28 protein-coding genes and 4 tRNA genes are annotated in these 25,859 nt (G+C 27.3%); 16 read left to right on the top strand and 16 right to left on the bottom strand.

Features of this window, described 5'->3' with window-relative positions; all coding sequences use genetic code 11:
• Position 1: 1 nt before the first annotated feature.
• The gene (locus ACNI3D_RS11935) at positions 2–841 is read left to right on the top strand and encodes a hypothetical protein (protein WP_129101855.1); all 840 of its coding nucleotides are present in this window, start codon (positions 2–4) and stop codon (positions 839–841) included.
• Here ACNI3D_RS11935 and darH read toward each other — a convergent pair.
• The 12 genes from darH to tlyA form a co-directional block, all read right to left on the bottom strand.
• Complete coding sequence (gene darH / locus ACNI3D_RS11930; protein WP_419767170.1) at positions 838–1,830, bottom strand: BtrH-related acyltransferase DarH; 993 nt, start codon at positions 1,828–1,830, stop codon at positions 838–840. The two genes, ACNI3D_RS11935 and darH, sit on opposite strands and share 4 nt — an antisense overlap.
• Positions 1,814–2,221, bottom strand: coding sequence for a DarG family dialkylresorcinol biosynthesis protein (locus tag ACNI3D_RS11925; protein ID WP_419767169.1), 408 nt, complete (start codon positions 2,219–2,221; stop codon positions 1,814–1,816). The genes darH and ACNI3D_RS11925 overlap by 17 nt, the downstream gene beginning before the upstream one ends.
• A complete protein-coding gene (locus ACNI3D_RS11920; protein WP_129101852.1) occupies positions 2,221–3,366 on the bottom strand; it encodes a beta-ketoacyl-ACP synthase III in 1,146 nt (381 codons plus the stop codon). Before ACNI3D_RS11920 ends, ACNI3D_RS11925 begins: the two co-directional genes overlap by 1 nt.
• Entirely contained in the window at positions 3,367–4,314 is a 948-nt protein-coding gene (locus ACNI3D_RS11915) for a dialkylrecorsinol condensing enzyme (protein ID WP_375724329.1), read from the bottom strand. It abuts the gene before it with no gap.
• A 130-nt stretch (positions 4,315–4,444) separates the two neighbouring features.
• Entirely contained in the window at positions 4,445–4,840 is a 396-nt protein-coding gene (locus ACNI3D_RS11910) for a hypothetical protein (RefSeq protein WP_419767168.1), read from the bottom strand.
• Between the two features lie 90 nt (positions 4,841–4,930).
• Complete coding sequence (locus ACNI3D_RS11905) at positions 4,931–5,722, bottom strand: YihY/virulence factor BrkB family protein (RefSeq protein WP_419767167.1); 792 nt, start codon at positions 5,720–5,722, stop codon at positions 4,931–4,933.
• Positions 5,723–5,731: 9 nt separating this feature from the next.
• On the bottom strand, positions 5,732–7,120 hold the full coding sequence (locus ACNI3D_RS11900) for an FAD-binding oxidoreductase (protein ID WP_419767166.1): 1,389 nt from the start codon (positions 7,118–7,120) through the stop codon (positions 5,732–5,734).
• Complete coding sequence (locus tag ACNI3D_RS11895; RefSeq protein ID WP_419767165.1) at positions 7,107–8,183, bottom strand: plasminogen-binding N-terminal domain-containing protein; 1,077 nt, start codon at positions 8,181–8,183, stop codon at positions 7,107–7,109. The genes ACNI3D_RS11900 and ACNI3D_RS11895 overlap by 14 nt, the downstream gene beginning before the upstream one ends.
• 8 nt (positions 8,184–8,191) lie before the next feature.
• Complete coding sequence (gene bcp, locus ACNI3D_RS11890; RefSeq protein ID WP_129101846.1) at positions 8,192–8,698, bottom strand: thioredoxin-dependent thiol peroxidase; 507 nt, start codon at positions 8,696–8,698, stop codon at positions 8,192–8,194.
• 11 nt (positions 8,699–8,709) lie between these two features.
• Positions 8,710–9,420: a carboxy-S-adenosyl-L-methionine synthase CmoA gene (gene cmoA, locus ACNI3D_RS11885; RefSeq protein WP_419767164.1), complete on the bottom strand. Its 711-nt coding sequence runs from the start codon at positions 9,418–9,420 to the stop codon at positions 8,710–8,712.
• A gap of 36 nt (positions 9,421–9,456) precedes the next feature.
• Positions 9,457–10,284: a bifunctional riboflavin kinase/FAD synthetase gene (locus ACNI3D_RS11880; protein WP_419767163.1), complete on the bottom strand. Its 828-nt coding sequence runs from the start codon at positions 10,282–10,284 to the stop codon at positions 9,457–9,459.
• Positions 10,281–11,003, bottom strand: a complete 723-nt coding sequence (gene tlyA / locus ACNI3D_RS11875; RefSeq protein ID WP_129101842.1) for a 23S rRNA (cytidine-2'-O)-methyltransferase TlyA — start codon at positions 11,001–11,003, stop codon at positions 10,281–10,283. The genes ACNI3D_RS11880 and tlyA overlap by 4 nt, the downstream gene beginning before the upstream one ends.
• Positions 11,004–11,017: 14 nt before the next feature.
• Here tlyA and ACNI3D_RS11870 point away from each other — a divergent pair, with 14 nt between their 5' ends.
• Together ACNI3D_RS11870 and ACNI3D_RS11865 are read left to right on the top strand one after the other, a co-directional pair.
• Complete coding sequence (locus ACNI3D_RS11870) at positions 11,018–11,599, top strand: YigZ family protein (RefSeq protein WP_419767162.1); 582 nt, start codon at positions 11,018–11,020, stop codon at positions 11,597–11,599.
• A gap of 62 nt (positions 11,600–11,661) precedes the next feature.
• Positions 11,662–13,068: a type II secretion system protein GspD gene (locus ACNI3D_RS11865; RefSeq protein WP_419767161.1), complete on the top strand. Its 1,407-nt coding sequence runs from the start codon at positions 11,662–11,664 to the stop codon at positions 13,066–13,068.
• Positions 13,069–13,071: 3 nt separating this feature from the next.
• Here ACNI3D_RS11865 and ACNI3D_RS11860 read toward each other — a convergent pair whose 3' ends face one another.
• On the bottom strand, positions 13,072–13,755 hold the full coding sequence (locus ACNI3D_RS11860) for a hypothetical protein (RefSeq protein WP_419767160.1): 684 nt from the start codon (positions 13,753–13,755) through the stop codon (positions 13,072–13,074).
• Positions 13,756–13,877: 122 nt separating this feature from the next.
• Between ACNI3D_RS11860 and ACNI3D_RS11855 the strand changes: the two genes are divergently transcribed.
• A complete protein-coding gene (locus tag ACNI3D_RS11855; protein WP_419767159.1) occupies positions 13,878–14,750 on the top strand; it encodes an AraC family transcriptional regulator in 873 nt (290 codons plus the stop codon).
• Here ACNI3D_RS11855 and ACNI3D_RS11850 read toward each other — a convergent pair whose 3' ends face one another.
• The 3 genes from ACNI3D_RS11850 to murA all read right to left on the bottom strand — a co-directional run bounded on the left by ACNI3D_RS11850 (position 14,751) and on the right by murA (position 17,840).
• On the bottom strand, positions 14,751–15,365 hold the full coding sequence (locus ACNI3D_RS11850; protein WP_129100739.1) for an HNH endonuclease: 615 nt from the start codon (positions 15,363–15,365) through the stop codon (positions 14,751–14,753).
• Positions 15,366–15,374: 9 nt separating this feature from the next.
• The gene (locus ACNI3D_RS11845; protein WP_419767158.1) at positions 15,375–16,496 is read right to left on the bottom strand and encodes a DUF5644 domain-containing protein; all 1,122 of its coding nucleotides are present in this window, start codon (positions 16,494–16,496) and stop codon (positions 15,375–15,377) included.
• Positions 16,497–16,574: 78 nt separating this feature from the next.
• Positions 16,575–17,840: a UDP-N-acetylglucosamine 1-carboxyvinyltransferase gene (murA, locus tag ACNI3D_RS11840; protein WP_419767157.1), complete on the bottom strand. Its 1,266-nt coding sequence runs from the start codon at positions 17,838–17,840 to the stop codon at positions 16,575–16,577.
• Positions 17,841–17,962: 122 nt separating this feature from the next.
• Here murA and ACNI3D_RS11835 point away from each other — a divergent pair, with 122 nt between their 5' ends.
• The 12 genes from ACNI3D_RS11835 to ACNI3D_RS11780 all read left to right on the top strand — a co-directional run bounded on the left by ACNI3D_RS11835 (position 17,963) and on the right by ACNI3D_RS11780 (position 25,653).
• The gene (locus ACNI3D_RS11835; RefSeq protein ID WP_419767156.1) at positions 17,963–18,844 is read left to right on the top strand and encodes a DMT family transporter; all 882 of its coding nucleotides are present in this window, start codon (positions 17,963–17,965) and stop codon (positions 18,842–18,844) included.
• A 9-nt stretch (positions 18,845–18,853) separates the two neighbouring features.
• Positions 18,854–20,596, top strand: a complete 1,743-nt coding sequence (locus ACNI3D_RS11830) for a glutamate synthase-related protein (protein WP_419767155.1) — start codon at positions 18,854–18,856, stop codon at positions 20,594–20,596.
• Positions 20,583–20,960, top strand: a complete 378-nt coding sequence (locus ACNI3D_RS11825) for a DUF6394 family protein (RefSeq protein WP_129100734.1) — start codon at positions 20,583–20,585, stop codon at positions 20,958–20,960. Before ACNI3D_RS11830 ends, ACNI3D_RS11825 begins: the two co-directional genes overlap by 14 nt.
• A 44-nt stretch (positions 20,961–21,004) precedes the next feature.
• Positions 21,005–22,696, top strand: a complete 1,692-nt coding sequence (locus tag ACNI3D_RS11820) for a potassium channel family protein (RefSeq protein WP_419767154.1) — start codon at positions 21,005–21,007, stop codon at positions 22,694–22,696.
• Positions 22,693–23,493: a 3-deoxy-8-phosphooctulonate synthase gene (gene kdsA / locus ACNI3D_RS11815; protein WP_258238663.1), complete on the top strand. Its 801-nt coding sequence runs from the start codon at positions 22,693–22,695 to the stop codon at positions 23,491–23,493. Before ACNI3D_RS11820 ends, kdsA begins: the two co-directional genes overlap by 4 nt.
• Before the next feature lie 31 nt (positions 23,494–23,524).
• A complete protein-coding gene (gene ribH / locus ACNI3D_RS11810; RefSeq protein ID WP_419767153.1) occupies positions 23,525–23,995 on the top strand; it encodes a 6,7-dimethyl-8-ribityllumazine synthase in 471 nt (156 codons plus the stop codon).
• Between the two features lies 1 nt (position 23,996).
• On the top strand, positions 23,997–24,395 hold the full coding sequence (gene nusB, locus ACNI3D_RS11805; protein ID WP_129100730.1) for a transcription antitermination factor NusB: 399 nt from the start codon (positions 23,997–23,999) through the stop codon (positions 24,393–24,395).
• The gene (pyrF, locus tag ACNI3D_RS11800) at positions 24,395–25,081 is read left to right on the top strand and encodes an orotidine-5'-phosphate decarboxylase (protein ID WP_419767152.1); all 687 of its coding nucleotides are present in this window, start codon (positions 24,395–24,397) and stop codon (positions 25,079–25,081) included. The genes nusB and pyrF overlap by 1 nt, the downstream gene beginning before the upstream one ends.
• Positions 25,082–25,183: 102 nt before the next feature.
• Positions 25,184–25,273, top strand: a tRNA-Ser gene (locus ACNI3D_RS11795).
• Between the two features lie 15 nt (positions 25,274–25,288).
• A tRNA-Ile gene (locus ACNI3D_RS11790) sits at positions 25,289–25,365 on the top strand.
• Between the two features lie 39 nt (positions 25,366–25,404).
• Positions 25,405–25,481 (top strand) — tRNA-Gly (locus ACNI3D_RS11785).
• 83 nt (positions 25,482–25,564) lie between these two features.
• Positions 25,565–25,653: transfer RNA gene (locus ACNI3D_RS11780), tRNA-Ser, on the top strand.
• Positions 25,654–25,859: the final 206 nt, after the last annotated feature.

Genomic DNA, 25,859 nt, shown 5'->3' with positions numbered 1-25,859 from the left:
AATGTATATAAAAAGTATTTATAAACAGGTAAATGAAAATAAATCTGCAAAAGAGTATAGAAAAGATTTAAAAGAGATTTCTACTTTGAATCTAAGACGTAATTCAAAATTTAATGTTATGTCTGTTTATGGAGCAATAAAGACACTAAATAATGTAAAATATAAAGATAACTTATCTATTTACCTTGCAAGTGAATATGGCTGTATTGAAGATTTGATAAAAGTGTTAAATCAAATAAATAGTGATGATTCTATGGTTATGCCTTTTGACTTTTTAAATGTAAATACAAATAATACTGGATTTCTTATCTCTCAAGCATTAAAAACAATTGGAAATAATATAAATATAACATCTGAAGATTTATCTTTTGAAAAAGCATTTGAATTAGCATATTTTGATTTTTATTTTAAAAAAGTAGATGAAATATTGATTGGAGGAGTAGATGAATCCCTCTCTAATGTTTTAAATCATAATTCAATTATAAATAACTTGTATAATTTAGATTCAAAAGATAACTCATCTTGGCTTTATATCAATAATGATAAGACAGATTCTTTAGCCAAAATAAAGCATTTTGATTTTTTTGTAAATCTGGAAGAACTAAATAAATATTTAAAAATTATTGATTATAAAATTGTAGGATTGAATCAATTTGCAAAAAAATATATGAGTGAGTTAGAAATAGCTGAAGATTTAATATATAAAAATAAAGATAATTTTAGTGGGACTTACAGTGTTGCTGATATTATTGATCTGTTAGAAGAGAAAGAGGAATCATCTATTTATATAAGTTTAGATTCTAAGAAAAGAGCTTATCTTTTCTTTTTTAAATCTATTTAAATCGTTTTCAATATTTTAAAAGCTTCTTCTTCTAAAGTTGAAGCTTTTATTAGAATAACTGAAATTTCTTTACTATTAAATTTTTCTGTTTTTTTTGCAGATTCTACACATTTTAAAGCAAAAAATCTAAGTGTATCTCCTGATTGAGTAATTAATTCACTAGCTTTTTGAAGTTTTTCATTGTCCAAATTATATTTTTTTGATTCTTGTAAAAATGCAGCATATAAGAATCTAAATCCACCTCCACCAGTTCCTATTTCTTCTTGCATTCTCACTATATGAGTTAGATAATTCTTAATATATCTTTGATCCGTATTTTTTTGAAGTTTTTCTATTGATTTTGCTAATTTTCTCATTCCTTTAATTCCAGCAAAAGGGAAGGGTGTTAGCATTGCTTTTGCATTTTTTTTAATGGCTTTTTTTAATATTGTTGTAAAATCAATATTTTTAGGAATATTTGTAGGATAATAAATAAATCCTTTAGGGGCAAATGCTCCTTTTGCAAATCTAGCAATTGTTAAATCTTTTTCACTACATTCAACCACATCTTCAAAAACAGGATCAGAGATTTTATATTTTTTGCCAACTTTCCCATAAACTAATAGATTGTGTGCATTGAAATGAAATCTCATATTCTCAGGCATATATGGAAGATAGAAAACGGAAGTTTGTAAACCTACAAGTTTTTTTTCATCTTCTACTATTTTAGTAAGTTCTAAATTCGCTTCTAAAAGATTTTTATATTGTTTTTTGAAAATTGTAACGCCTAGAACTTTTTCAATTTTTTTTACAATATTCTTAGGTAAATCCCTATACGCAATCAATGGAAGATTATTTATTTTGATAAAAGGAAAAAAAGCAAATGATAGAGTACTTGTTATTCCAAAAGCCATTGGTTCGCTAATTTTTAATCCATAATGTGTTAATAAAGTAGAAACAACTCCACTTTCACAATGTGCAAATTGAGAATGTTTAAAGTTTTCTGTCATATTTAAAATCCTTTAAGTCTTCAATCTCAATATTAAAAGCATCTGCATATTTTTTAATTGTATCATCTTTTAATTTTTTAAATATTTTCATTTTAAGATGTCTTTTAACTCTAAAAGAAAACATATCTACTGCACTTGTTAGGGTTGGTAAATCCATTCTATTTTTATACATGTAATATTTAATTGGAGATGCAATATTATTTTGAATATCTTCTAAACACTCTTTTTCTAATTCTTTATACTCTTCTACTGCTGTAATAGTTGCATATTCTTCTACACTACTTGCATAATTTATTCTTTGAAATTCTCCATTGTCATCTGTTCCATACATAACTTTTTTTTGTCCATCTAGTGTAGAATTATTTTCTTGTGGAACATCAATTTTTTTCATTAAACAACTTCTAAAGACATAAATGCAGTAGAAAATCTTCCACTTTCGGGAATATAACAAAGGATTTTCTGACCTTTTTTTAATCTATCACTATTAAATAATTCTTCTAACATGATATACATAGAAGCACTCCCTGTATTTCCATGTGTTACTAGATTTGTAAACCATTTGTCATATGGAATTTCAAAGTTTGCTTTCTTTAATCCTTCATATAATTTATCTCTAAAGTATGTTGAAGAATAGTGTGGTAAAAAATAATCATATTGTTCTGGATTGATTTTTCGTTTTTCAATTATTTTAATTAAAGGTTTTATTACTGTGTATTCAACGATATTTTCATTTAGAAGTTTTACATCTTGTCGTACACTTAATAATGACTTTTTCATAACTTCTTCTTGCTCATAAGCACGCCATGATTTAATAGAGTTATTTTCAAGTATTTCTAGTCCACTATACATACAAACAGGCATTTCTCCAGCATATGATAAGACATCAATAAACTCAATTTTTAAAGAAAGTTTATTTTTATTTGCTTTGTTTTCTACTCTCATAGCTCCTGCACCATCAGAAAGCATCCATCTTAGAAAATCTTTTTCAAATGCTATTCCTGCATTTCTTTCTAACTCTTCTAATTGATGGTTTGATTCTTCTGTGAAGTTTCTAGCGCATAAGATTGGAGAAGATGCTTCTGAACCACAAGAAACTGCTTTTGTAAGATCTCCTGCTTTTATTCCATAATAGATATATTTCAATGCATTTATTCCACTTAGGCAAATTCCAGAAGCTGATATTGTTTCAATTCCACTTATTCCCAATTCTCCTTGCACCATCAAAGTATGTCCAGGCATTAATTGATCAGGTGAAGTAGTTCCACAAGCTAAACATTGAATGTCATTTAAAGTAAAATCTTCATCAATTAACTTATTTATTGCATTTGAACAAAGTTGTGCATTTGTAAATAAAGGCTTTTGAGTTCCTTTTTCTAAAACATAAAATCTTTTTTTTATTCCATTACTTCTTAAAACTATATTTTTTGCTTTTGATTTTTTACCACCAATATAGCCCAAATATTCTTCTATATCTTTATTATCTACAGGTTCATTTGGCATAAATTTTTGAATGTTATTTATATAAACATTTGACATTTATTGATATTCCTTTATTCTTTCATCACTACTTCCCGAAGGTAATTCATATAGTTCTTTTTCTTTTATAACTGCATCTTTGTTTATTTTTCTTAAAATCGATTGTATTATCATATTTATAGGAACTACTGTTATTATCATCAATAATAAAAATATTAAGTACAACATTACAATTGGTTTTCTTTTTATGTCACCTGGTTTACCAATTTTTTTTATTAGTTTACCCCAAATAGTGAAGCTTTTGGTTCCTATCTTTTCACTTTTGATAAGTTTTGTATCTACAACAACTGCTTTTAATCCATAAAGTAAACTTTTATTTTCTTTTTCTTTATCATTCATTAAAGCATCAACTAGTGCTTTCCCAAATCTTTGAGATTTTTTTATTTCATTTTCATCAATTCCTGCACTACTTAATCCAAAAATTGAATTTTTTTTACCAGTTAGCATCCATCTAGGTGTTGTGATAAATGTCTCTAAAGAGTTACCTTTGTCAATAAGTACCACATTATCTATTAATTTTGCATCAAGGTTTATTAAGATCTTTTTCATCTTTTCTTGCGCCATTATCCACATATTTCTACAGCCAATCAGAGTAATTACAGGTTTATTTTTAAATTTCTTTTTTGCCCAAGAAGATTTTAAAAATGATGAAATAGGAATAGAAGGTGATAAAAACCAAACTTGATAAGAAAGTATAATCAAATCATAATCATTGGAATCATCTTCAAACTCATTTATTTCGCAAGGATCAAGATAAACAGACTCAGGAAAGCTATCCATAAAAGTCATAAGAGACCAAGGAAAAGGAAAAGGTTTTTTTGGTTCAATATTTTTATAAATAACTTCAATATTTTTATTTTCAAATAAAGGTTTTGTGAAATTATTGACTAAATTACTTAATTGTCCAGTTTGAGAATAAGAAATTACTAAAACTTTTTTTTGATTCAAAGTAGATGCCTGAAAGATTATTTTTATTATGATAAAATATCATTTTTTTTATTAAAAATGAATAAGAGAAGTTGTTATTTCGTAATTATTAATGTAATATAGTCTTTAAAACTATATTACATTAAAGAAATTATTTTTCTAACATTGATAATTGTAGATTGATCGCATTTTCTAAATATCTTACCCATTCATTATATCTTTTGTGAATTAATCCTTTTTCTGAATCATATTTCAAATTTAAACTACTTTTATAATTTATAGAGAAAGTTTTTTCATTATAAGGTATTTCAACAATTGCTTGGTGTGCTCTAACATTAAGTTTTCCCATTGCTAATCCAGGTTTAACTTTTGTAATAATCCAACCTTTTGATGCACCTGCAAATTTAATTGCATTATAAACTTTATCCATAGATGCTTTTACTTCTATTGGATCATTATTAACATTATAAATAGAAGCTGTTCTACAACCTGCTAAAAAAAATAATGCCAAAAATAGTACACTTGATACTTTTAAAATATTCTTCATTTTATCTCCTGCGTTTTTTTAAATCTTATGATTATATCATTGTAGCTATTATAATATAATTAATAAATCAGTTATTAATAAAAAATAATTTTATTTACTTGCTAATTTATTTAATTCTTTTATATTTAAATTATGACAAAGTTTTACACCATATAGAAAAATTATCCATGAGGTATAAATCCAAAGAAAAGTAAAAAGAAGTGTTGCCATTGAGCCATATAGGGTTGTATATGTTTGATTGTATAAGATGTAATAGATAAATAGGTTTTTTGTTATTGATATGACTACCAAAGTAAAAAATGAAGATATAAGTGCTGCTTTTACACTAATGTATGTATTAACTGTTAATTTAAATAATACAAAGAACAAACTCCATCCTAACAGTAGAGTTAATAAAAAATCAAAAATTGTATTATTGTAAAATGTTGTTAAAATTATATATCCTGCAAAAACTGCTGGAAGTAGAGTAATAAATAAAAGATAAAAGAAAAAAGAAGCATAAATTGATTTTCTTTTTGTTTTATGAATTTTATTTACAATATATTCATAATCTTTAAAAAACATTGTAAATACAAATAACATATAAATAATACCTATATTCCCAAGTTTATCTGAGTTGGCTATAAAGTTTTTAAACTCTTGGGCAAAGTTTTGAGAATGGGATGGATTGATTAGGTTTAGTATGTAGTTTATAAATAAGTCTACATAATCGTTAAATTGTTCTAAATTTGAAACTATTGCTATAATTAAAGCAAAAATTGGAAGAATTGAAAATATAGTAAAAAAGCTAAGACTTGCGGCATAATATGTTGTATCATCATTAAAAAATGAATCTAAAACTTCTATTAATTTTGCAAATAGCTTTTTACTATTTTCTTTCATTATTTCACTTTATAAACCCATTTTATGTGGATTTAAAATATTATTTGGGTCAAATGCTTTTTTGATACTTTTAAATAGTTCAAGTTCTGCTTGGGAAAATGCTATATTCATAAAAGGAGCTTTTGATAGACCAATTCCATGTTCTCCACTTAAAGTTCCTCCCATATCAACTACTAGTTGAAAAATCTCTTCAATGGCTTTATGTCCATCGTGCATCTCTTTTTCATTTGTTTTATCTTTAACCATTACATTAACATGGATATTTCCATCTCCTGCATGTCCAAAACAAGGAACATTGAAACCATATTTATCACCGATTTTATATATTTCATCTAAGGCAACTGGTAGTTTACTTCTTGGAACTGAAATATCTTCATTAAGTTTTTTAGTTCCATATATTGCAGTTGCTGGACTTGCATTTCTTCTTGCAAACCATAATTTAGCTGCTTCTTCATCATCTTTTGCGATAATAAATTCAGTTGAACCATATTGGGCAAAAGAGTTTTCTAAAGTTTTTAATTGTTCTTCTACTTCAGCTTGGCTACTTCCATCAACATCACCTACTAAAATTCCACCTGCATTTTCAGGTAGACTTACTTGTGGAAATTTTTGTCTTAACGCTTTTATTACTAAAGCATCTAAAAACTCCATTGCAACTGGATTTGCTCCAGATGCTAATGATTTAAATACAGCATTCATAGCTTTATTTACATCAGGGAAAACACCCATGTATGTTTGTTTGAATTTTGGTTTTGGAATAAGTTTAAGCGTGATTTCTGTAATAATTGCTAGTGTTCCTTCACTTGCTATTAAAATACCAGCAGTGTTATATCCTGCCACATCTTTAATAGTTCTTTTACCAGCTCTTATAATCTCACCATTTGGTAAAACAGCTCTTAAAGCAACTACATAATCTTTTGTAATACCATATTTTGCTGCTCTCATTCCACCAGCATTTTCACTTACATTTCCACCCAAAGTAGAGTAGTGCTCACTTGCTGGATCTGGCGGATAAAATAAACCTACTTCTTCAACTGCTTTTTGAAATTCCATGTTTATAAGACCTGGTTGTACAACTCCTAACATGTTTTCCATATCAATTTCTAGTAGTTTATTCATATGTCGCTCAAGGCTTAAAATAATACCACCTTCAGAAGGAAGTGCTCCACCTGTAAAACCAGAGCCTGCACCTCTTGGAACTATTACTATTTTATTTTCATTACAATATTTTAATACATCTGATACATCTTGCTCATGTCTTGGAAAAACAACAGCATCTGGCTCAAATCTCTCTTTAGTAGCATCATAACAATACGCTATTAAATGTGCTTTGTCACTTTTGACATTTTCTTTGCCTACAATTGAAATAAAGTATTCTAAGTGATTATTTTTTATCATTATTTAGTCCTAAGACATTTGTATAATATGAATTATAATCTATTTGATCTTTACTTTTCTTAGTTGCTAAATCACCATATAAAACTTCTTCTTCTGTTCTATCATCATTTAAAAACTTTGTAATAGCAGAGAAGTCTAGCCAACTCCATATATCAGATGTGAAAATATTTGATTCAATTTTTTCAACTCTTGTATAAAATGGCATTTGTGTTTTACTTGAAACATTTGGAATAGTTTGTTTATTTAAAAGTGTAAAAGTTCTACTATCTAAGATATATAAATTTGATTTTATTACTATAAATATAGTTCCCATATTTTGAGAAAGTGCAAATTCTTGAATCATCTTTTGAGTTGGAAGAGGTCTATATTCACTTTTTAAATATGCTCCAAAGATATCTGAGTGTACAAAGTTATTTTTAGTAAATTTTCCTCTTGTTGCTCTAAATGCATCAATATTTGGTGTAATTAATAAACTTTGATCATACATAAAATTTAAGATAAATGTATCATTATTTGTTACAGTTCTATTTGATGTTGGAATTGCATTTTGTTTTAAATCTAAAAAAGGAATAAATTTCACAGTTGAATAGTTTGCATTTGAACTTTCAACATAAGCACTTGATATAATAAGAGAATTACCATCTTTGTATGTATGTTGAATAACACCACTTTGTCCAATTTTTAAGTTTCCAATATTTATTTTTGCATGGTCACTTGTCACATCATAAAGTTTGCTACTTTGAGTTTGAATATCTAAAGCAGTTGTAATGTCATTTTTAGAAGTTAATTCTTTATCAATAACTACAGGATTTATATCACTTAATATATAAGTATAATCTAAACCTTTTTTTGCAGTTTTAATTTCAATATCTTTTATATACCAACCAGCTCTTTTCATCTCTTTTAATGATTTTTCACCCTTACACTCACCACCATCTAATTTAGTAGTTTCAATAGTTGATGGAGTTTCCCAAGATTTTTTATAACAAGTTGTAGTTTCTGCATTTAAACTATTTGCAACTAAAAGTGTTGCTCCAAGTAGTAATAATTTATTATTTATCATTTTTTTCCTTATTTAGTTTGTAACTCTTGTAATTTTTCTTTTACTTCATCTACATGAAGAATTTCAATTGTTTCGCCATTCACTTTTTTCTTTTTTCTTACACTTACTTTTTCCCAAATTGCAGCAATTTCACCTTTTGGATTTATAATAAATGTAGTTCTAACTACTCCCATAGACTCTCTACCCATAAATTTTTTAAGTTGCCATACACCATAATCTTCACACATTTTTTTCTCAACATCTGCAAGTAGTGTTATGTTTAAATTTTGTTTTTCTATAAAATTTCTATGTTTTGCGGGAGTATCTGGACTTACTCCTAAAATAGTAGCATCTAAGTTGTCAAATTCTGGCATAGAAGCTGTAAAATCACAAGCCTCAGTTGTACAACCTGGCGTATTATCTCTTGGATAAAAATATAAAACTATCCAGCTTCCTTTTATATCTCTTAAACAAATCTCTACATCATCTTGATTTGGTGCACAAAAATCTGGTGCTATTGAATTTACTTCTAACATATTATAATTCCTTATTCTTTTATTGCTATAAATGTTGCAAAATTAACCCATTTAAAAAGTGTTTCACAATGGGTAAATCCAGCATCTTTTATCATTTTTTTATTTTCATCTTCTGTATATGGTATCAAAACATTTTCTAAAGCTTCTCTTTTTTGAGAAATTTCAAATTCTGAATAACCTTGTGTTTTTTTGAATTCATAATACTCATCAATACATTGTTTATTTAAAACATTATTTGATGAAATTACTTTTTCACTAAAAATAAAAACTCCTTTTTTTTCTAAAGAGTCATATATCTTTTTTATAAGTTTTTCCCTTTGTAAAGGTCGTATAAATTGTAATGTGTAGTTAGATATAATTAAGTTAGCATTTGATAAATCTACATCATGAATATCTCCACAAATAAAATCAATATCAACTCCAAAAGCTTTAGCTTTATTTGAAGCTCTATTTAACATAGCTTGTGAGTTATCAATACCAATTAAATTTAACTTTTTATTGCAATGTTTACTAAGCTCTATTAGGGTTGATGCTGTTGAACAACCTAAATCAAAAACTTTATAATCATTTTCTAAAAAATTTAGGGCAAAATTTATAGTTAATCTTTGCATCTCTTTATAGTATGGAACTGAGCGATTAAGCATGTCATCAAATACAGATGCAACCTCTTCGTCAAATTCAAATTGTTTTTTAATTGATTTATTAAATACTTTATCTATCATGTAGATATTCTATCAAAATGATTATTAATAATCATTTTATAAAGCAAGATTAAAATAGATTTTACAATCATTTATATCATTTATTATTTGCTGTTTTAATTTTTCAAAAGAGTCAAATTTTTGATTATCTCTTAGTTTTTTATGAAATTTGATTGAGATGTTACTATTATGTACTGTAATATCTTTATTTAAAATATGAGTTTCAACTGCAAAGTTACCATCTGTAGTAATTCTGTGACCAATAAAAGAAATAGATGGATAGCTTATATCATCAACTATTGTTTTAGTTATATAAACCCCTTCTTTTGGAAGAAGGTAGTCTTGAATATTTAAGTTTATAGTTGGTACAAAATCTGACTTTCCTAAGCCTTGACCTTTTATTTGAGTTCCTTTTACTTCATATTTTCTTCCAAGAAGTGTATTTGCTGTTTCAAAGTCTCCGTTTTTTATGTATTCTCTGATTATTCTTGAGTGTATTGCAATATCATTCACACTTATTTCATTTACAACAACAACTTCTCCATTAAAGAGTGATTTTAACTCTTCTGTAGAGTTAGCTCTGTTTTTACCAAAACAAAAATCAAAGCCAACAACTATTTTCTTTAACTTTGGGAATTCATCTTTTAGTAGGTCTATAAACTCTTTTCCACTTAAGTCTTTTATATCATTTAATTCATAATAAAATATTGGAAAAGTTGTATATTTTTGTCTTTGTTCTTTTGGTGTCATATTTGCATGACCTGTCTCAATTGCAATAATTGCACCATTTGAAGTTAAGTTGTTAAATAAAGATTGATGGGCTATATGCATCCCATCAAATCCTCCAATTGCAATAGATGTTATACTCTTTTTGTCTTTTTTCATTTTTCTACCTGTGCTTTTTGAAAGTAAAACAGCTCTTCAATATTGCCATCTTTCCCTTCTAATTTACTTTTAGAGTTCTTAATTAGCTTCCAATTTAAAAGAACAGTTACTCCTAAAAACTTTCTACGAGCTAGGTCTATGGCATCTTTATCTTTTACCATACCTTTTTTATCTCTTTTGACATTTGTACCCACTTCAAATTGGGGTTTAAACAGTACTATTATATTTTTTGTTGATAATCTATTTATATCATCTATAATATTGTGTAAACTTATAAAAGAAACATCACAAGTAACGATATCAAAAATTTTATCACTTTTAAAATCTCTAATATCACAGTTTTCATAAAACTCAATTTTGTCATCATGTTTTATTTTTTCATGGAGTTGATTTGAACCTACATCAACGCAAGTTACACTTTTAACACCATTTTCAAGAAGTATTTGGGTAAAACCACCAGTGCTAGAACCTATATCTAAAGCTGTTAAATCATTTAGGTCTAAATCAATTTCATCCAAAAAGTATTTTAATTTATATGCAGCCCTTGAGACATAAAAAGTATCTTCTAGTATTTCAACTTTATGTGTATCTTCTACATTAAAAGATGGTTTTGTTATAATGGCACCATCTATTTTTATTTTATTTGCTTTTATAAGTTCATGCGCCTTATTTCTACTTTGTATGTTGAAAGCTTTTGTTAAAAATAAATCTAATCTCATGGGTGGAATTATAGTTGAAATATGTTCAAAAAGAGTTTAGTTCAGTTTTTGAAGAGAAAAAATCAAAGTTTTTTGCTTTTTTAGCTCCGTATGAAAAGTTTAATGATGTAATGAAAAGATTAAAAGAAGAGCATCCAAAAGCTAGACATTTTGTTTATGCTTATAGGTATTTAAATGAATTTGATCAAATTATTGAAAATAGTAGTGATGATGGAGAACCAAAAGGTACAAGTGGGAAACCTTGCTTAAATGTAATGGCAGGAAATGAACTAATAAACACTTTTGTGATAGTTGTAAGATATTTTGGTGGAGTGAAACTTGGAACAGGTGGATTAGTAAGAGCCTATAGTGATGCTGTTAATAGTGTGATTAATATTTCACAACTACAAACTTATGAAAAACTAGAACAGAGAATACTAACTTGTGAATATTCTGATTTATCGAAGTTAGAGTATTTAATTAGTAATCAAAATATAAATATTATAAATAAAGAGTTTGATTTGAATATCAAACTACATTTAGAATCTACAAAAGAAGATTTTGAAATCTTTGAAAAAGATTTACCTCTAAATACTAAATTAGCTATAAATTTATAATTTTAATGTAACTTTTAAATAATTAATATATAATAATATGTATAATTATTAAAGGTGACAATTTGAAGATTATAATTTTTATTTTATTGATTTTTACAATGGGGTTAAAGGCAAACAATAACGAGTACATAAATATAAATTTTAAAAATTTATCCATTGAAGAGTTTATAAAAATCACTTCTAAGCAATTGAATAAAAATATTTTTTATTTAGATAAGATTGAAGGAAAAGTTGATTTTGTATCAAATAAATCAATAAAAAAGCAAAAGCTTTTAGAACTTTTAAAATTTACTTTATTGAAAAAAGGTTATGTTTTAAAAGATGAAGGAACTATTTTCAAAATTGAAAATAAAAATAGACCATTGAATCAACAAGAAAAAAAAGTAGAAATAATACCTATTCAAAATCTTGAAGCTCAAAATATATTAAAAGTTTTAAATACCATTTATTCAAATAAAAAATCAAATATAAATCCAATTATGACAGTAGAAAATGATACAAATTCTATTATAGTAGTAGGAAGTAAAAGTGATACAGAAAATATAAAAAGATTTATCAAAAAAATTGATATTTCATATCCTCAAATTTATATAAAAGCAAAAATTGTTGAAATAAGTGAAACTAAGACAAAAGAAGTGGGACTAGAATATGGGTTAAATGGATTTAATAAATATAGTTCTACAAATCTTAGTACTTTTTCTAGTTCTTTTAATAGTTTAAAAAATATTGCAATTAATTTTAGTGAATTTTCAACTTTTGGTTTTGACTTAAATTCTTTATCAAAGGGATTAAATTTAGGGGCCACAATAAATTTCCTAAAACAAAACCAAGCAATAGATGTAATATCAGAGCCCTCAATTTTATGTATAAATAATAAAGAATCATCTATTTATGTTGGTGAAACAAAATCTTTCAAAACAGGACAGACAACAAATACTTCAGGAACAACAGAATCATTTAAAAGAGAAGAGATAGGTTTAAGACTAAAAGTAAAACCTAGAATAACAAATAATAAAATTATTTTACAAATCAATGCGGTTCTTGAAGATGCAAAAGAATCAAACACTAGTGAGAATATAGATACATCAAAAAAAGAAGTTATTACAACGGCTATTTTAAACAATGCAGAAAGTGTAATAATCGGAGGATTAATAAAATCTAAAAAAATTCAAGCAGAATCAGGGCTTCCCGTTTTAAAAGATATTCCAATACTTGGTACTTTATTTAAAAATGAAAAATATATAAATGATAAGATAAATCTTGTAGTAATTATAACACCATATATCGTCCCAAAAGATTCAACACTTAGTATTATAAAAAGTAAGGTTGATTATTTACAAAGTTTAGAAGATATTTATGTAAACAGTTTAATAAAAGAGCTTGAAAACAAAAAAATAGAAAAAAGTAGTGTGCATAAAAGCAGTTCTTCGAATGTATTAGAAAAAATATATAATAATGTTGATAAGTGATACTTATTTCTTCTTTTTAATTCTTGTTTTAGAGACTCTTTTATCATTTATTTTATAATTAAATTCCAAGTATTTTTCTATCATATATTCAGACAAATCATACATCTCATCTAGGTTTGTCTTAATCTTCCATAAATTAACTTGTTCTTCCTTCGAGAGTTGTTTTTTTATTTTGATATTATTTTGATTATAAATATTTAAAAATTTTTCAGTTGGAAAATTTTGAATTAGAGTATGGTTAAAAAAGGATTTCTCTTGTTCTTTTTTAAAATAATGTATTAATGAAAAAGCTAATAATTCTGGTATCCAAAAAGAACCTTTTGTTATTTTATTAGAGAATATTGAAGTTAAATATTGATAATAAACTCGCATCGGTTCAAGATTTTTTGAAAGTTTTAAAAATGTAGGAGATAGATTTTTATTTCTAAATATATAAAGTAAAGTTTCACTTACAATAATATTTGATTCTAAGTAGTTTTTTAACTCATGAATACTTTTATTTATGAAATCAATATCTTGACTATCTATTAAAAGATTTTTTTTTATAGTATTATCTTTTATTTCAATTTTTTCATAATCACTTAAAAGCATATGAACTATTAATAATAAAGTATCAACTTTTACCTTTTTTAAATTAAAAGAGTTACAATACTTCGAGACTAATTTTAATTGATCATTCTTATCCATAAACACCCTAATTTTTAGATTTATCTATTTTAGGAAAAAAAAATTATTACTTCTTCTTTTTTTGTGCTTTGTTTATAATCATTTTGTGCTAATTTTATAGTTTAAAAGTGCTATAATATTTTATGAAAAAAGATACATTGCAAAAAAGAACAAAAATAGCTAATGATATTATGTATTATATCTATACTCATATTGATATACATATTGACATAGAAGAGTTAAGTATTGATCTAAAAGTTAGTAAATTCCATATGCATAGAATTTTCAAAGATGCTTTTGGAAAAAATATTTATGAGAGTATCAAGTCTATAAGGCTTCAAAAGGCATCAAATCTACTTTTGACAAATAAATACTCTACTATATCAAATATTGCAAATCAGTGTGGATACTCTTCTCAATCTTCATTTATAAAAAGTTTTAAAGAGAGATTTGAAATGACTCCCAAAGAGTGGAGAAGTACAGGGTATAAAGATTACTCACACAAAATCTTACAACAATCACAAAAAGCAATGGAATCTACTGCAGATTTTAGTGATATGACACCAAGTATCGTAAAGATGCCATTTTTTGAGAGTTTTTACATAAGAAACAATGGTTACAATGCAAATATAAAAGAGACCTGGCAGAAGCTTCAAACTTGGATTTTATCAAATGATATAAAAAACTATCAACAAATAGCACTATTTCATGATAATCCAACTATTACACCATTAAATGAGTGTCAATATATTGCCTGTATTGTAACAGATGATAAGAATATAAAAAGTGATAGACTCCCAAATTTTAAGATATCAGAGGGTGTTTATGCCAAATTTGATTTAGTAGGTAAAAGGGGTGATATTCTTAAATTTATACATTGGGTTTATCATGAATGGCTTCCTAAAAGTGAGTATGAAACTACAACTAAACCCTCATATGTAATATATAGAAAGAATAACTTTTTAAATGAAGAAAATGAGTTTGATTTGAGTTTTTATGTATCTATAAACTATTGATTATTTTATATATTTTCTCATCAGTATATTAAAAATACTCAAGTCTTTTATTAGTTTTTCTGGAGCTTGAGAGTTTATTATTTTATTGCAATCATTACATAAAATACTCAAGTTCTCAAAATGATAAGTTCCCCCTTGGTCTAAATCTTTTATTAGTAATAACATAGAAGTATCTATTTTAATACTTTTACCACATCTATTACACTTATAATTATCTCTTTTTAAAACGAAGTTTTTTCTTCTAAGAAGATTATTCGGAGTACTATTTTTAGGAATAGATTCTTTTTCATAACTTGCCCACAATAGATCTTTTGGTATGTTTCTTTGAGTTCTTTTTTCATATGGCAATTCTATAAACTGTTTTGTCATTTCTTCCAAAATCAATATTCTTGCTTGGTCGTAAGGGTTTGTTTTGCTTATTAAATTAATTCTTGAAAAATCAAAATTTACTTTTGGATATCTGTTTTTTAAGTAAATAGTTATCTCATGTACAAAAAAAGAAATGTTATTTTTAGTATAATATTTTTTAAATATTTTTTTTCTATAGATATAAAAAGGCAATATACAAGCAATTATGATTGATGATACGATTATATAATCTAAACCAAGAATCATAATTAACAGCTAAATTATTTTAGGGTCTAAAGTATGATTTTTTAAAGTAGTTTTTGCTAAATCATGTTCCCCAATAGCTAAGTTTTCAAGCTCATTTATATGTAAAACTGGAAGATTGATTTCTCTTCCTATTACACTTTCCATATTTTTTCTATTAAAATCTAATAGGTAAAAATCTTGATCATTATCTACAACTATAAAATCAGCTCCACTATCATAAGCATCAAGCATTAAAGTTGAAGTTAATTTATAAGTTAATTCTGGATTTAAGTGAAAAGTATCTTTTGCTAAATCTTGATTTAAAGATGCTAAGTCAAGTACTTTTGCTTTAAGTTTTGAAATTAAGTTTGATTTATCTAGTGAATCTTCTGTTTTTAAATACGCCAAATTAAAGTCTTTGAAGTCATGTTTTATTTCTTGTGCTTTTTTAAATGTACCAAAATTGATTGTTTTTGATATAGAAGATTTAAAGTTTTGTCTATCAATAGTTTTTGAAATATTTAGTTTATTTTTTAAATTTACAATTTTATCTTCAATATTTTGGTCAAAGTTAAAAATTCTATTTCTTAGGCTTGTATGAAACTCTATTCCGTATTCACACTTTTTGATTGCATGTAATATAGCATTTTCTTTTTGAGGAAATCTTTCTATTAAATCAGAAGCTAATAAAACAATAGCATCTCCTATATAGTTGTGTTCCATATTTAAAGTATTTGAAGCATAAAAATATACCTTATACGATAAATACAATTCTTCTATTTTTTTATCAATGTGAGTAGCTAGTAAATCTGTAGTTATAAATTCATTTAGTATTGAAATTTTAGAAGTAAAATCATCTTCATTGATTATAAAATCTTTATTTACTCTTCTTATACTTAGAGGCTCTATTTTTATATCACTTCCAAAAATATCTTTTATTTGTTTGCAAGTAGTCATTACACTCATGTAAATACCATTTACAACAAAATAACTATTTGGACTATTTTCAAAAGAGAATTCATCTTCACTATTGAGTTTATTTAAAACAGTCAAGAGTGTGTTATTTTCCTCAACATTTAAAAAATGTTTTGTGTAATATGGTAAATAGTCTGATTTACAGTCAAATCTAAATAAAGAAATTTCAAGTTTCATAATCGTACCTTAATTTTATACAAGTGATTTTAGTCAAATATCTCTTATAAAATAATAATTATTAGTTGAAAATAATAATTATTCATTAAAACTTTTGATATTGACACCTATTTTTACTAATTTCCCTTCTAAATCTTCATATCCTCTATCTAGATGATAAATTCTATGAATATTTGTTTCCCCCTCTGCCACAAGTGCTGCTAAAACTAAAGCAGAACTAGCTCTTAAATCTGTAGCCATAACATCTGTACCATTTAACTTATTTGGAGTACCGGTTATACTTGCTATATTTCCATTAAGATGGATATCTGCACCCATTCTTAAAAGCTCACTTACATGCATATATCTGTTTTCAAACAATCTTTCATCAATAGTACTTGTCCCATTTGCTTGAGTTGCAAGAGCCATAAATTGAGCTTGCATATCAGTTGGAAAGCCTGGATACTCTGTTGTTATTATATTTACAGCTTTTATGTTATCACTTGGAAAAATAGTGATTTCATTTTGTGTTGTTTCAATTTTAAAATTCATCTCTTCTAGTTTTGATATTACAGCTTCTAAATGTAAAGGTTCTACATTAGTAATTGTCAATTTAGAATTTGTAATTGCTCCTGCACATAAATATGTTCCAGCTTCAATTCTATCAGGAATTATATCAAAATCTTTAAATTCCAAAAGTTTTTTATTTGTACCCATAATTGTAATATCAGAACTACCGATTCCACTTATATCTAATCCTGCATTTTTCAAAACTTCACATAATTGTACTATTTCAGGCTCTTTTGCACAATTGATAATTTGTGTTTTACCAACAGCAAGTGCTGCTGCCATAATTGCATTTTCTGTTCCACCCACGGTTACTTTGTCAAAAACAATTTTTGCACCCTTTAATCCATTTGGTGCAGTTGCTTTTATATATCCAGCTTTTATTTCTATTGTTGCACCCAATGCTTCCATAGCTTTTAAGTGTAAATCAACAGGTCTTTGCCCAATAGCACAACCACCAGGAAGAGAAACTTCACAATGCCCAAATCTTGCAAGTAGTGGTCCTAATACTAAAATAGATGCTCTCATTGTTTTTACAATATCGTAAGTTGCTTTTGTCTCTTTTAGATTTTGTGTTGAAATTTTTATTTTATTTTTGTCTTTTGAATAATCAGCTCCTAGCATTTCTAGTAACTTTAGCATTGTATTTATATCAACTACATCTGGAAGATTTCCAATATTGATTTGATTATTTGATAATATAGTTGATGCAAGTAAAGGTAAAGTGGCATTTTTAGCCCCTGATATTTTTATTTCACCTTGAAGATTTTTAGAAGATTGTATTTTTAAATATTTCATTTTGTTCCTATTGGTTTAGTTCTGTATTTTTAAATGTATTAAAACTATTTATTACTTATTGAGAATAACCGGATTTTAACAAAAGATTAATTAAAATTCGGTTTTTACATCCTAGGATTATAATGGACACTCAAACAATACAAGGCATAAAGTTTATGCTTTTTGCATCACTTTTATTTGCTTTTATGGGAGCTTTCGCCAAAGAATTAAGTTCTTCCATGAGTTCAATTGAAGTTGTATTTTTCAGAAATATATTTGGAGTAGTCTTAATTACTATTTCTTTATACAAAAAACCAGTAAAGCAAATAGGTGGAAAGCCTTTATTACTATTTTTCAGAGGTTTTGTTGGTTTTTTAGCCCTGCTTACATTTTTTTACAATATTTCAAATATTTCACTTGCTGAAGCTATGACTTTTTCTAAAACTTCTACAATATTTACAGCTATTTTTGCATATATTTTCATAAAAGAAAAATTAGGATTAAGAGGATGGATAGGGGTATTTATTGGATTTATTGGAATACTTTTTATTACAAAGTTTGATGGAAGTACTTTAGATAAAACAGATTGGCTTGGTATTTTTTCAGGAGTAGGTGCTGCATTAGCATACACTTCAGTTAGAGAACTGAGAACTTTTTATGATACTAGGGTTATAGTTTTGTCATTTATGACAATAGGAACAATAGGTCCTATTATCTTGATGGTAATTGCAAACTTTTATTCAAATAGTACTTTTGATTTTATGTTTGGGAAATTTACGATGCCAAATCTAAATGATTTGTTATATATAACTCTTATGGGAATAACTGCTACATTTGCTCAAATTTATATGACAAAAGCTTATGGGGTTGCAAAAGCTGGAATAGTAGGAACAATTTCATATAGTAATTTAATTTTTGCAATAATTCTAGGTGTAATATTAGGGGACAAATTTCCTGATATTTGGATATCATTAGGTATAATTTTAATTATTATTAGTGGAGTTTTAGCTTCAAGTAAAAAATAAGGAGAAAATGTGAGTTTTGATTGGGAATTTTCAACAATAGAATGGAGTATTATTATACTTGTAATATTTGCTTGGTATATACATGATAAATATGTTCAAAGAAAACATCAATTATTGGTAAATTATCCAATTATTGGAAGATTGAGATTTGTTTTAGAAGAAGCAAGGGAACCATTTAGACAATACTTTGGTGATGAAAAGTTTTATGAGTCAAAAGATAAACTAGACTGGCTTAATAAGGCATGTAGAGATTTACCTAATTATGCTTCATTTTCTCCAAGTCAACCTTTGCCATATCCTAAGTTTATGATAAGACATGCCAATATAGTTTTAAATGAAGATGAGATTGAAGGGGGATTTGAAGTAACTTTTGGTCCAAGAAGGAAAAAGCCTTTTATTTCTAAATCTATAATTGGAAGATCTGCTATGAGTGATGGTTCTATTTCTCCTGAAGGAACAAGAGCATTTGCTAAAGGAGCTTTAGAAGGACAATTTCCTATAAACACAGGTGAAGGTAGTGTAACATCAAACTTTTTTGTAACACATCAAAATTACAAAGCTGATTATATGAAAGTTGTACACGGAACAAAGTTTGAAAAAAAGATAAAAGATGTAGTTCAATTCTTTTTTAATGGAGCAGTTGCGGCTGATGTTTATAGAAAATTAGTATTTGGGAAAGACCCAGAAGCTGAAACTTATATATTTGATTTACAATCATCACTGTTTCACAGAATAAACTGGGATGCTCCTTTAGAGTCTTTTCCAAAAGAAGTTCCAACAGACTTACCTGATATCACATTCCAAATAAGCTCTGGATTGTATGGTGCTAGGGATAAAGCTGGTAAATTTGACCCTATAAGATATGAAAAAGTTATGAGATTTTGTCGTATGACAGAAATAAAAATGGCACAAGGTGCAAAACAAACAGGTGGAAAACTAGCTGGTCATAAAGTTACTCCTGCAATTGCTTATTATAGAGGTGTTGAAGCATATAAAGATGTTTTTTCACCAAATAGATTTCCTTATGCAAATACTATTGAAGAACTTTTTGATTTCATTGGACAATTACAACAAATCTCTGAAAAACCAGTTGGAGTAAAAATTGTTATTTCTGATTTAGATAATATCGAACCTTATGCTAAAGAGATTAAAAAAAGAATAGATGAAGGAAAAGATTCATATCCTGATTATATTGCTATTGATGGAGGAAGTGGAGGAAGTGCTACTGCTCCAATTGAAACAATGGAAAGAGTAGGTCTTGATATTAAAGATTCTATTTATTTAGTAGATAAAGTATTATCTGAATATGGAGTTAGAGATAAGATTAAACTTGTAGCTAGTGGAAAAGTTTTAACTCCTGATGATGTTATAATAATCATGTCTTTAGGTGCTGATTTTATTCAAATTGCAAGGGGATTTATGATGAGTGCTGGATGTATTAGAGCTAGATATTGTTCTGGCACGACAGGTCATGATTGCCCCGTTGGACTTGCTACTCAAAATAAATCTAAAAGAAAAAAATATTTTGTGCACAAACAAGCTAAAAAAGTAGCAAACTATCATAAAAATTTACTAAAAAGTGTAAAAAGTATGTTAGCAATTATGGGACTTAAAAATGTAGGACAATTAAATAAACATAGAATAATGTTTATAGATAAAGATGCAAAAGTTTATGATAATATGGATGATGTATTTAAAAGAAAATTAAAAATCGGTAGAGATTTAGAGGATGAATATCATGAACATGGATAAAGTTATTTCTGGATTTTTTATAATTTTAGCAATGACCGTAAACTTTGGATTTGTGTATGGTGACTTAGATACTATGACTCACCATAGTAAATATGAACTTTTTGCTGCAATTATTATAAATGTAATTGCAACAGTTCTTAAATTGGGTGATAGAACTCAAGTTGGTTCTGTACTTTTAGCAACTTCACTTGTTGCAGATATACAATTGATATCTGCAGCTTCTGTTTGGACAATAGCTACATATGCAAGTATAGTTACTTCTGAAGTTAGTACAACTATCGTATCTCTTTCAGCTGGGGCATTATTAGCAAATATTGTTTCTGTGCTTCTTTATGTGGGAGATACATTAAAATCAAAACGATAGTTTCCTTGAAAACGATAGTTTCTTTGAAAACGATAGGTTAAATTTTGGCAAATAGTACATTGTGGATAGTTCTTCTTAGAATGAGAATGCCTTTTATTGTGATAATTGTAACATACACTATTGCAATAGTTGGACTTTTATTAATTGATGGAGTTGATAATAAAGGTAATGTTTATCATATGTCAATTTTTGATGCTTATTATTTCATAACATATACTGCTACAACTATTGGATTTGGTGAAACACCATATGAGTTTACTTATCCTCAAAGAATGTGGGTTAGTTTTTCAATTTATCTTACAGTATTAGGTTGGTTTTATGGCATAGGTACTCTTGTATCTTTGTTGCAAGATAAGATTTTATTAGAAGAACTTAGAAGAAATAAGTTTAAAAGAAATGTAAAAAAGATAAGACAAAGTTTTATTATAGTTTTAGGATATAACAATATCACTTCGGAAATTATAAAAAAAGCTTTAAGCTATGACATAAGAACTGTAGTAATAGAATCAGATGAAAATAGGGTAAATGATTTACTTTTAGAAAATTTTACGCCTTATGTGCCAGTATTACTTTCAGATGTAAGTTCACCAAAAACTTTAGAAGAAGCAGGAATTAAAAAAAGTAATTGCAGGGGATTAGTGTGTTTATTTAATGATGATAAATTAAATTTAAAAGTTGCAGTTATGTCTAAACTTTTAAATAGAAATATAAAACTTGTAGTAAAAGCAACAACTGAAAATCAAGGTGAAAACCTTGAAGATATTGGAGTTGACATTGTGGCAAATCCTTTTTCTATTATTTCAAAAGAAATTGATGTAGCTTTCAAAGCACCAAATATTTTAAAATTAGAAAAATGGATTTATAAACTAGATAATTTGAATGCTCAAACTCCTAATTTCCCAATGGGAAGATACATAATTTGTGGTTTTGGTCGTATGGGAAATTATTTACATAATCGATTGAGTGATAATGAAATAGAGTTAGTTTTTATTGAAATTGATGAAAAAAAACTTGTTAATTATAAAGAAGATAGTGTTTCAAGAATAATTATTGGTGACGCAGATGATAAAAAAGCGCTTACAAAAGCTGGAATTCTTGAAAGTGTTGCTATAATTGCTGCGACAAATGATGATACAACTAATTTATCTATTTTAAGTAGTGCTAAAAGATTAAACCCAAAAATAATTACAATAGCAAGACAGAATGAATTAGGTTATGTCTCAATGTTTGAAAACTCTAGAATTGACCATGTCTTTTTACCTGCAAATATTTTAATTAATAAAACAACAAATGCTTTAATAAATCCTTTATCAGACATGTTTATTCAAGAAATGATAACTAAAGATGAAGCTTGGGCTTCAAGTTTAGTAAAAAGATTAACTCAAACTATAGATGAAAGTCCTTTATTGGAATCAATTGAAATAGATAATTATGATGCCCCAGAAATTTATAAGCATCTAGATAATGGCGAAGAGATAAAATTAAAGATATTTAGAACATCTTTGCATAATAGAGAGTTAAATAATAATGTAGTACCCTTAGCTTTAATAAGAGGTGGTGAAAAGTATTTAATCCCTGATTGGGATATGCCCTTAGAAAAAGATGATAAAATACTTTTTGCTTGTGATAAATATGCAAGAGATGATATGCAATATATCGCACAAAATATTTATGAATTTTATTATGCTTATAGTGGAAAAGAAAAAAGAACAATTTTAAGAAGGATATTAAAGTGAAAGTTTTAGCTGGACCTTGTGTTTTAGAAGATAGAGACACAGTATTTAGAATAGCTGAAAAATTGAAGCCTTTAAGTGAAGATAAAAGAGTAGAATTTTATTTTAAAGCTTCATTTGATAAAGCAAATAGAACAAGTTTGGATTCATATAGAGGACCTGGGCTTGATGATGGATTGAAACTTTTTGAAGAGATAAAAAAAGAGTTTGGATATAAACTTATAACGGATATTCATGAGTCACATCAAGCAGCACCTGCTTCTGAAGTTATGGATATATTACAAATACCTGCATTTTTGTGTAGACAGACAGACTTACTTGTAGCTGCTGCAAAAACATCATGTATAATAAACGTAAAAAAAGGTCAGTTTTTAGCAGCTGATGCTATGCGACATCCAATTGATAAGATACTAAAAACAAGAGGAGTTGATGAGGTTAGTTACCAAAATTCTCTTGATAATAATGTATGGCTTTGTGAAAGAGGAAATACCTTTGGTTACGGAGCACTTGTAGTTGATATGAGAAATTTACTTCTAATGAAAGAGTATGCACCAGTTATTTTTGATGCAACTCATTCTGTTCAAATACCAAGTACAGGAGGAACAACAGGCGGAAACTCTGCTTTTGTTCCATCTATGGCAAAAGCAGCCGCAGCTGTTGGTGTTGATGGCTTCTTTTTTGAAACACATACAGACCCAAGTGTTGCAAAAAGTGATGGTCCAAATATGTTAAAAATCGAAGATTTATACAAGACTATAAATGAGATTTTTGCAATCCAAGGGGCTTTAGGATATAATTAGCCCCTTATATAAAATTTTCGGAGAAATTTAAATGAATATTATTGAAGGTAAATTAAGACTTGACGGTAGCGAAAAAGTGCTTATTATAAATGGTAGATTTAATCATATTATTACTGATAGATTAGTTGAAGGTGCAAAAGATGCCTTTATTAGACATGGTGGAAATGAAGCAAACCTTGATTTAGTTTTAGTTCCTGGTGCATTTGAAATTCCTTTTGCCCTAGAAAAAGCATTGGCTTCAAACAAATACGATGCTGTATGTTGTGTAGGTGCAGTAATAAGAGGAGCAACTCCTCATTTTGATTATATATCTGCTGAAGCTACAAAAGGTATCGCAACAGTTGGTATCAAATCAGGTAAACCTGTAGCAAATGGTGTTTTAACAACTGATACTATTGAGCAAGCAATTGAGCGAGCTGGAAGTAAAGTGGGAAACAAAGGTTCTGAAGCTATGGTTACTATCATTGAAATGTTAGATTTATATAAAGAGATGGGAAAATAGATTGGCAACAAGAACACAAGCAAGAGAGTCTGTAATAGGGCTTCTTTATGCATATGATTTAGGTAATGAGGGGATTGTAAAATTCGTTGATGAAATTTTAGAAGATAAGAAAATAAGAAATAAACAAAAAGAGTTCGCTTTAAATTTATTTAATGGTGTAGTAAATAACTATGCAGTTATTAATGAGCACATTGAATCTCATCTTAATCAAGGAACTATAAAAGATATAGGTTCTGTAGAAAAATCTATTTTAAGACTTGCTATTTATGAAATACTATTTGAAACACTTGATAGAGCTATTATAATAAATGAAGCAATAGAATTATCAAAAAGACTAGCAAGTGATGGTGCACCAAAATTTATAAATGGTGTATTAGATAAAGTTACTAAGGAAGCTTAATGAAACTATGTATTTCATTGGATTTACCAAGTGCAGATGAAAATCTTGAATTAGTAAAAAAAGTAAAAGATTATGATGTTTGGTTAAAAGTAGGATTTAGAACATATATAAGAGATGGTAAATATTTTTTAGAAGAGATAAAAGAGATAAATCCAAACTTTAAAATCTTTTTGGATTTAAAACTTTATGATATACCAAATACTATGGCAGATGCAGCAGAAGAAATAACAGCCTTAGGACTTGTAGATATGTTTAATGTACATGCAAGTGCTGGAATAGATGCTATGAAAACTGTAATGGATAGAATAAAAGATATTCCAAATAGACCTTTAGTTTTAGCTGTTACTGCTTTGACTTCTTTTGATAATGAAAGTTTTAGATCTATTTACAATGAATACATAACAACAAAAGCGACACAGTTTGCAAAAGACACATTTAATGCTGGTATTGATGGAGTTGTTTGTTCTGCTTTTGAAAGTGCGGATATTAAAAAGAATACTTCAGAGAATTTTATCACACTTTGTCCTGGTATTAGGCCTTTTGGTGAAGATGCGGGAGATCAAAAAAGAGTTGCTGATATTCCATTTGCAAAAGAAAATTCTGTTGATTTTATTGTAGTTGGACGGCCAATATATAAAGAAGAAAATCCAAATGATGTAGTTAAAAAGATTTTAGAAAATATTTAAAACCTTTTTAGTGATTAAATTTCAAAAATTAATATAAAATCGTCAAAAATTAAGCAATTTTTTAACTTTATTTGTCTAAAATCACAGTCCTAATTCAAAGAAGGACAGTTGGGTGAGTGGCTGAAACCACATCCCTGCTAAGGATGCGTACTGGCAACGGTACCGAGAGTTCGAATCTCTCACTGTCCGCCACTATTGAATTAGTGAGGGTCTATAGCTCAGTTGGTTAGAGCACTCGGCTCATAACCGAGTGGTCCTGTGTTCGAGTCACAGTAGACCCACCACTTCTAAGTACCATCTTATGGTGTTTAGAAGTTTTATATGCGGGAGTAGCTCAGTTGGCTAGAGCTTCTGCCTTCCAAGCAGATTGTCGCGAGTTCGAGTCTCGTCTCCCGCTCCATAAAAAAAGTCAAGATTTAAGATTTCTTTTGAAGTTTTAAATCTTGACTTTTTTTTTGCAAAAAAACTAATAAATCATATTGTAGATAGGTGTCTGAGCGGTTGAAAGAGTATGCTTGGAAGGCATATGTAGATAATATCTACCATGGGTTCAAATCCCATTCTATCTGCCACTTTATAACTTCTTAAATATTGCACTTCTTATGTGAATTTACATTGAAAAATTTTGAACAATCTTTAATATATGTACTTACTTTTAATATTAATAACCAATCTTTAAAATATAAATATTATTTTTTAATAATTAAAATACAAATATTTATAAAATGTACAAATATAATAGTTATTTATTAATATTTTAAAAACAATTTAAATATAA

It is taken from the genome of Arcobacter siniprincipis (SeqCode), assembly GCF_048571125.1.
Taxonomy (GTDB): domain Bacteria; phylum Campylobacterota; class Campylobacteria; order Campylobacterales; family Arcobacteraceae; genus Arcobacter; species Arcobacter siniprincipis.
This window is presented reverse-complemented; position numbering and strand designations above follow the sequence as displayed.

Bases quoted from the DNA above. Each gene is read 5' to 3' on its own strand.
- ACNI3D_RS11935 (WP_129101855.1), top strand. From the start codon at position 2: ATGTATATAAAAAGTATTTATAAACAGGTAAATGAAAATAAATCTGCA.
- darH (WP_419767170.1), bottom strand. From the start codon at position 1,830: ATGACAGAAAACTTTAAACATTCTCAATTTGCACATTGTGAAAGTGGA.
- ACNI3D_RS11925 (WP_419767169.1), bottom strand. From the start codon at position 2,221: ATGAAAAAAATTGATGTTCCACAAGAAAATAATTCTACACTAGATGGA.
- ACNI3D_RS11920 (WP_129101852.1), bottom strand. From the start codon at position 3,366: ATGTCAAATGTTTATATAAATAACATTCAAAAATTTATGCCAAATGAA.
- ACNI3D_RS11910 (WP_419767168.1), bottom strand. From the start codon at position 4,840: ATGAAGAATATTTTAAAAGTATCAAGTGTACTATTTTTGGCATTATTT.
- ACNI3D_RS11905 (WP_419767167.1), bottom strand. From the start codon at position 5,722: ATGAAAGAAAATAGTAAAAAGCTATTTGCAAAATTAATAGAAGTTTTA.
- ACNI3D_RS11900 (WP_419767166.1), bottom strand. From the start codon at position 7,120: ATGATAAAAAATAATCACTTAGAATACTTTATTTCAATTGTAGGCAAA.
- ACNI3D_RS11895 (WP_419767165.1), bottom strand. From the start codon at position 8,183: ATGATAAATAATAAATTATTACTACTTGGAGCAACACTTTTAGTTGCA.
- bcp (WP_129101846.1), bottom strand. From the start codon at position 8,698: ATGTTAGAAGTAAATTCAATAGCACCAGATTTTTGTGCACCAAATCAA.
- cmoA (WP_419767164.1), bottom strand. From the start codon at position 9,420: ATGATAGATAAAGTATTTAATAAATCAATTAAAAAACAATTTGAATTT.
- ACNI3D_RS11880 (WP_419767163.1), bottom strand. From the start codon at position 10,284: ATGAAAAAAGACAAAAAGAGTATAACATCTATTGCAATTGGAGGATTT.
- tlyA (WP_129101842.1), bottom strand. From the start codon at position 11,003: ATGAGATTAGATTTATTTTTAACAAAAGCTTTCAACATACAAAGTAGA.
- ACNI3D_RS11860 (WP_419767160.1), bottom strand. From the start codon at position 13,755: ATGGATAAGAATGATCAATTAAAATTAGTCTCGAAGTATTGTAACTCT.
- ACNI3D_RS11855 (WP_419767159.1), top strand. From the start codon at position 13,878: ATGAAAAAAGATACATTGCAAAAAAGAACAAAAATAGCTAATGATATT.
- ACNI3D_RS11850 (WP_129100739.1), bottom strand. From the start codon at position 15,365: ATGATTCTTGGTTTAGATTATATAATCGTATCATCAATCATAATTGCT.
- ACNI3D_RS11845 (WP_419767158.1), bottom strand. From the start codon at position 16,496: ATGAAACTTGAAATTTCTTTATTTAGATTTGACTGTAAATCAGACTAT.
- murA (WP_419767157.1), bottom strand. From the start codon at position 17,840: ATGAAATATTTAAAAATACAATCTTCTAAAAATCTTCAAGGTGAAATA.
- ACNI3D_RS11835 (WP_419767156.1), top strand. From the start codon at position 17,963: ATGGACACTCAAACAATACAAGGCATAAAGTTTATGCTTTTTGCATCA.
- ACNI3D_RS11825 (WP_129100734.1), top strand. From the start codon at position 20,583: ATGAACATGGATAAAGTTATTTCTGGATTTTTTATAATTTTAGCAATG.
- ribH (WP_419767153.1), top strand. From the start codon at position 23,525: ATGAATATTATTGAAGGTAAATTAAGACTTGACGGTAGCGAAAAAGTG.
- pyrF (WP_419767152.1), top strand. From the start codon at position 24,395: ATGAAACTATGTATTTCATTGGATTTACCAAGTGCAGATGAAAATCTT.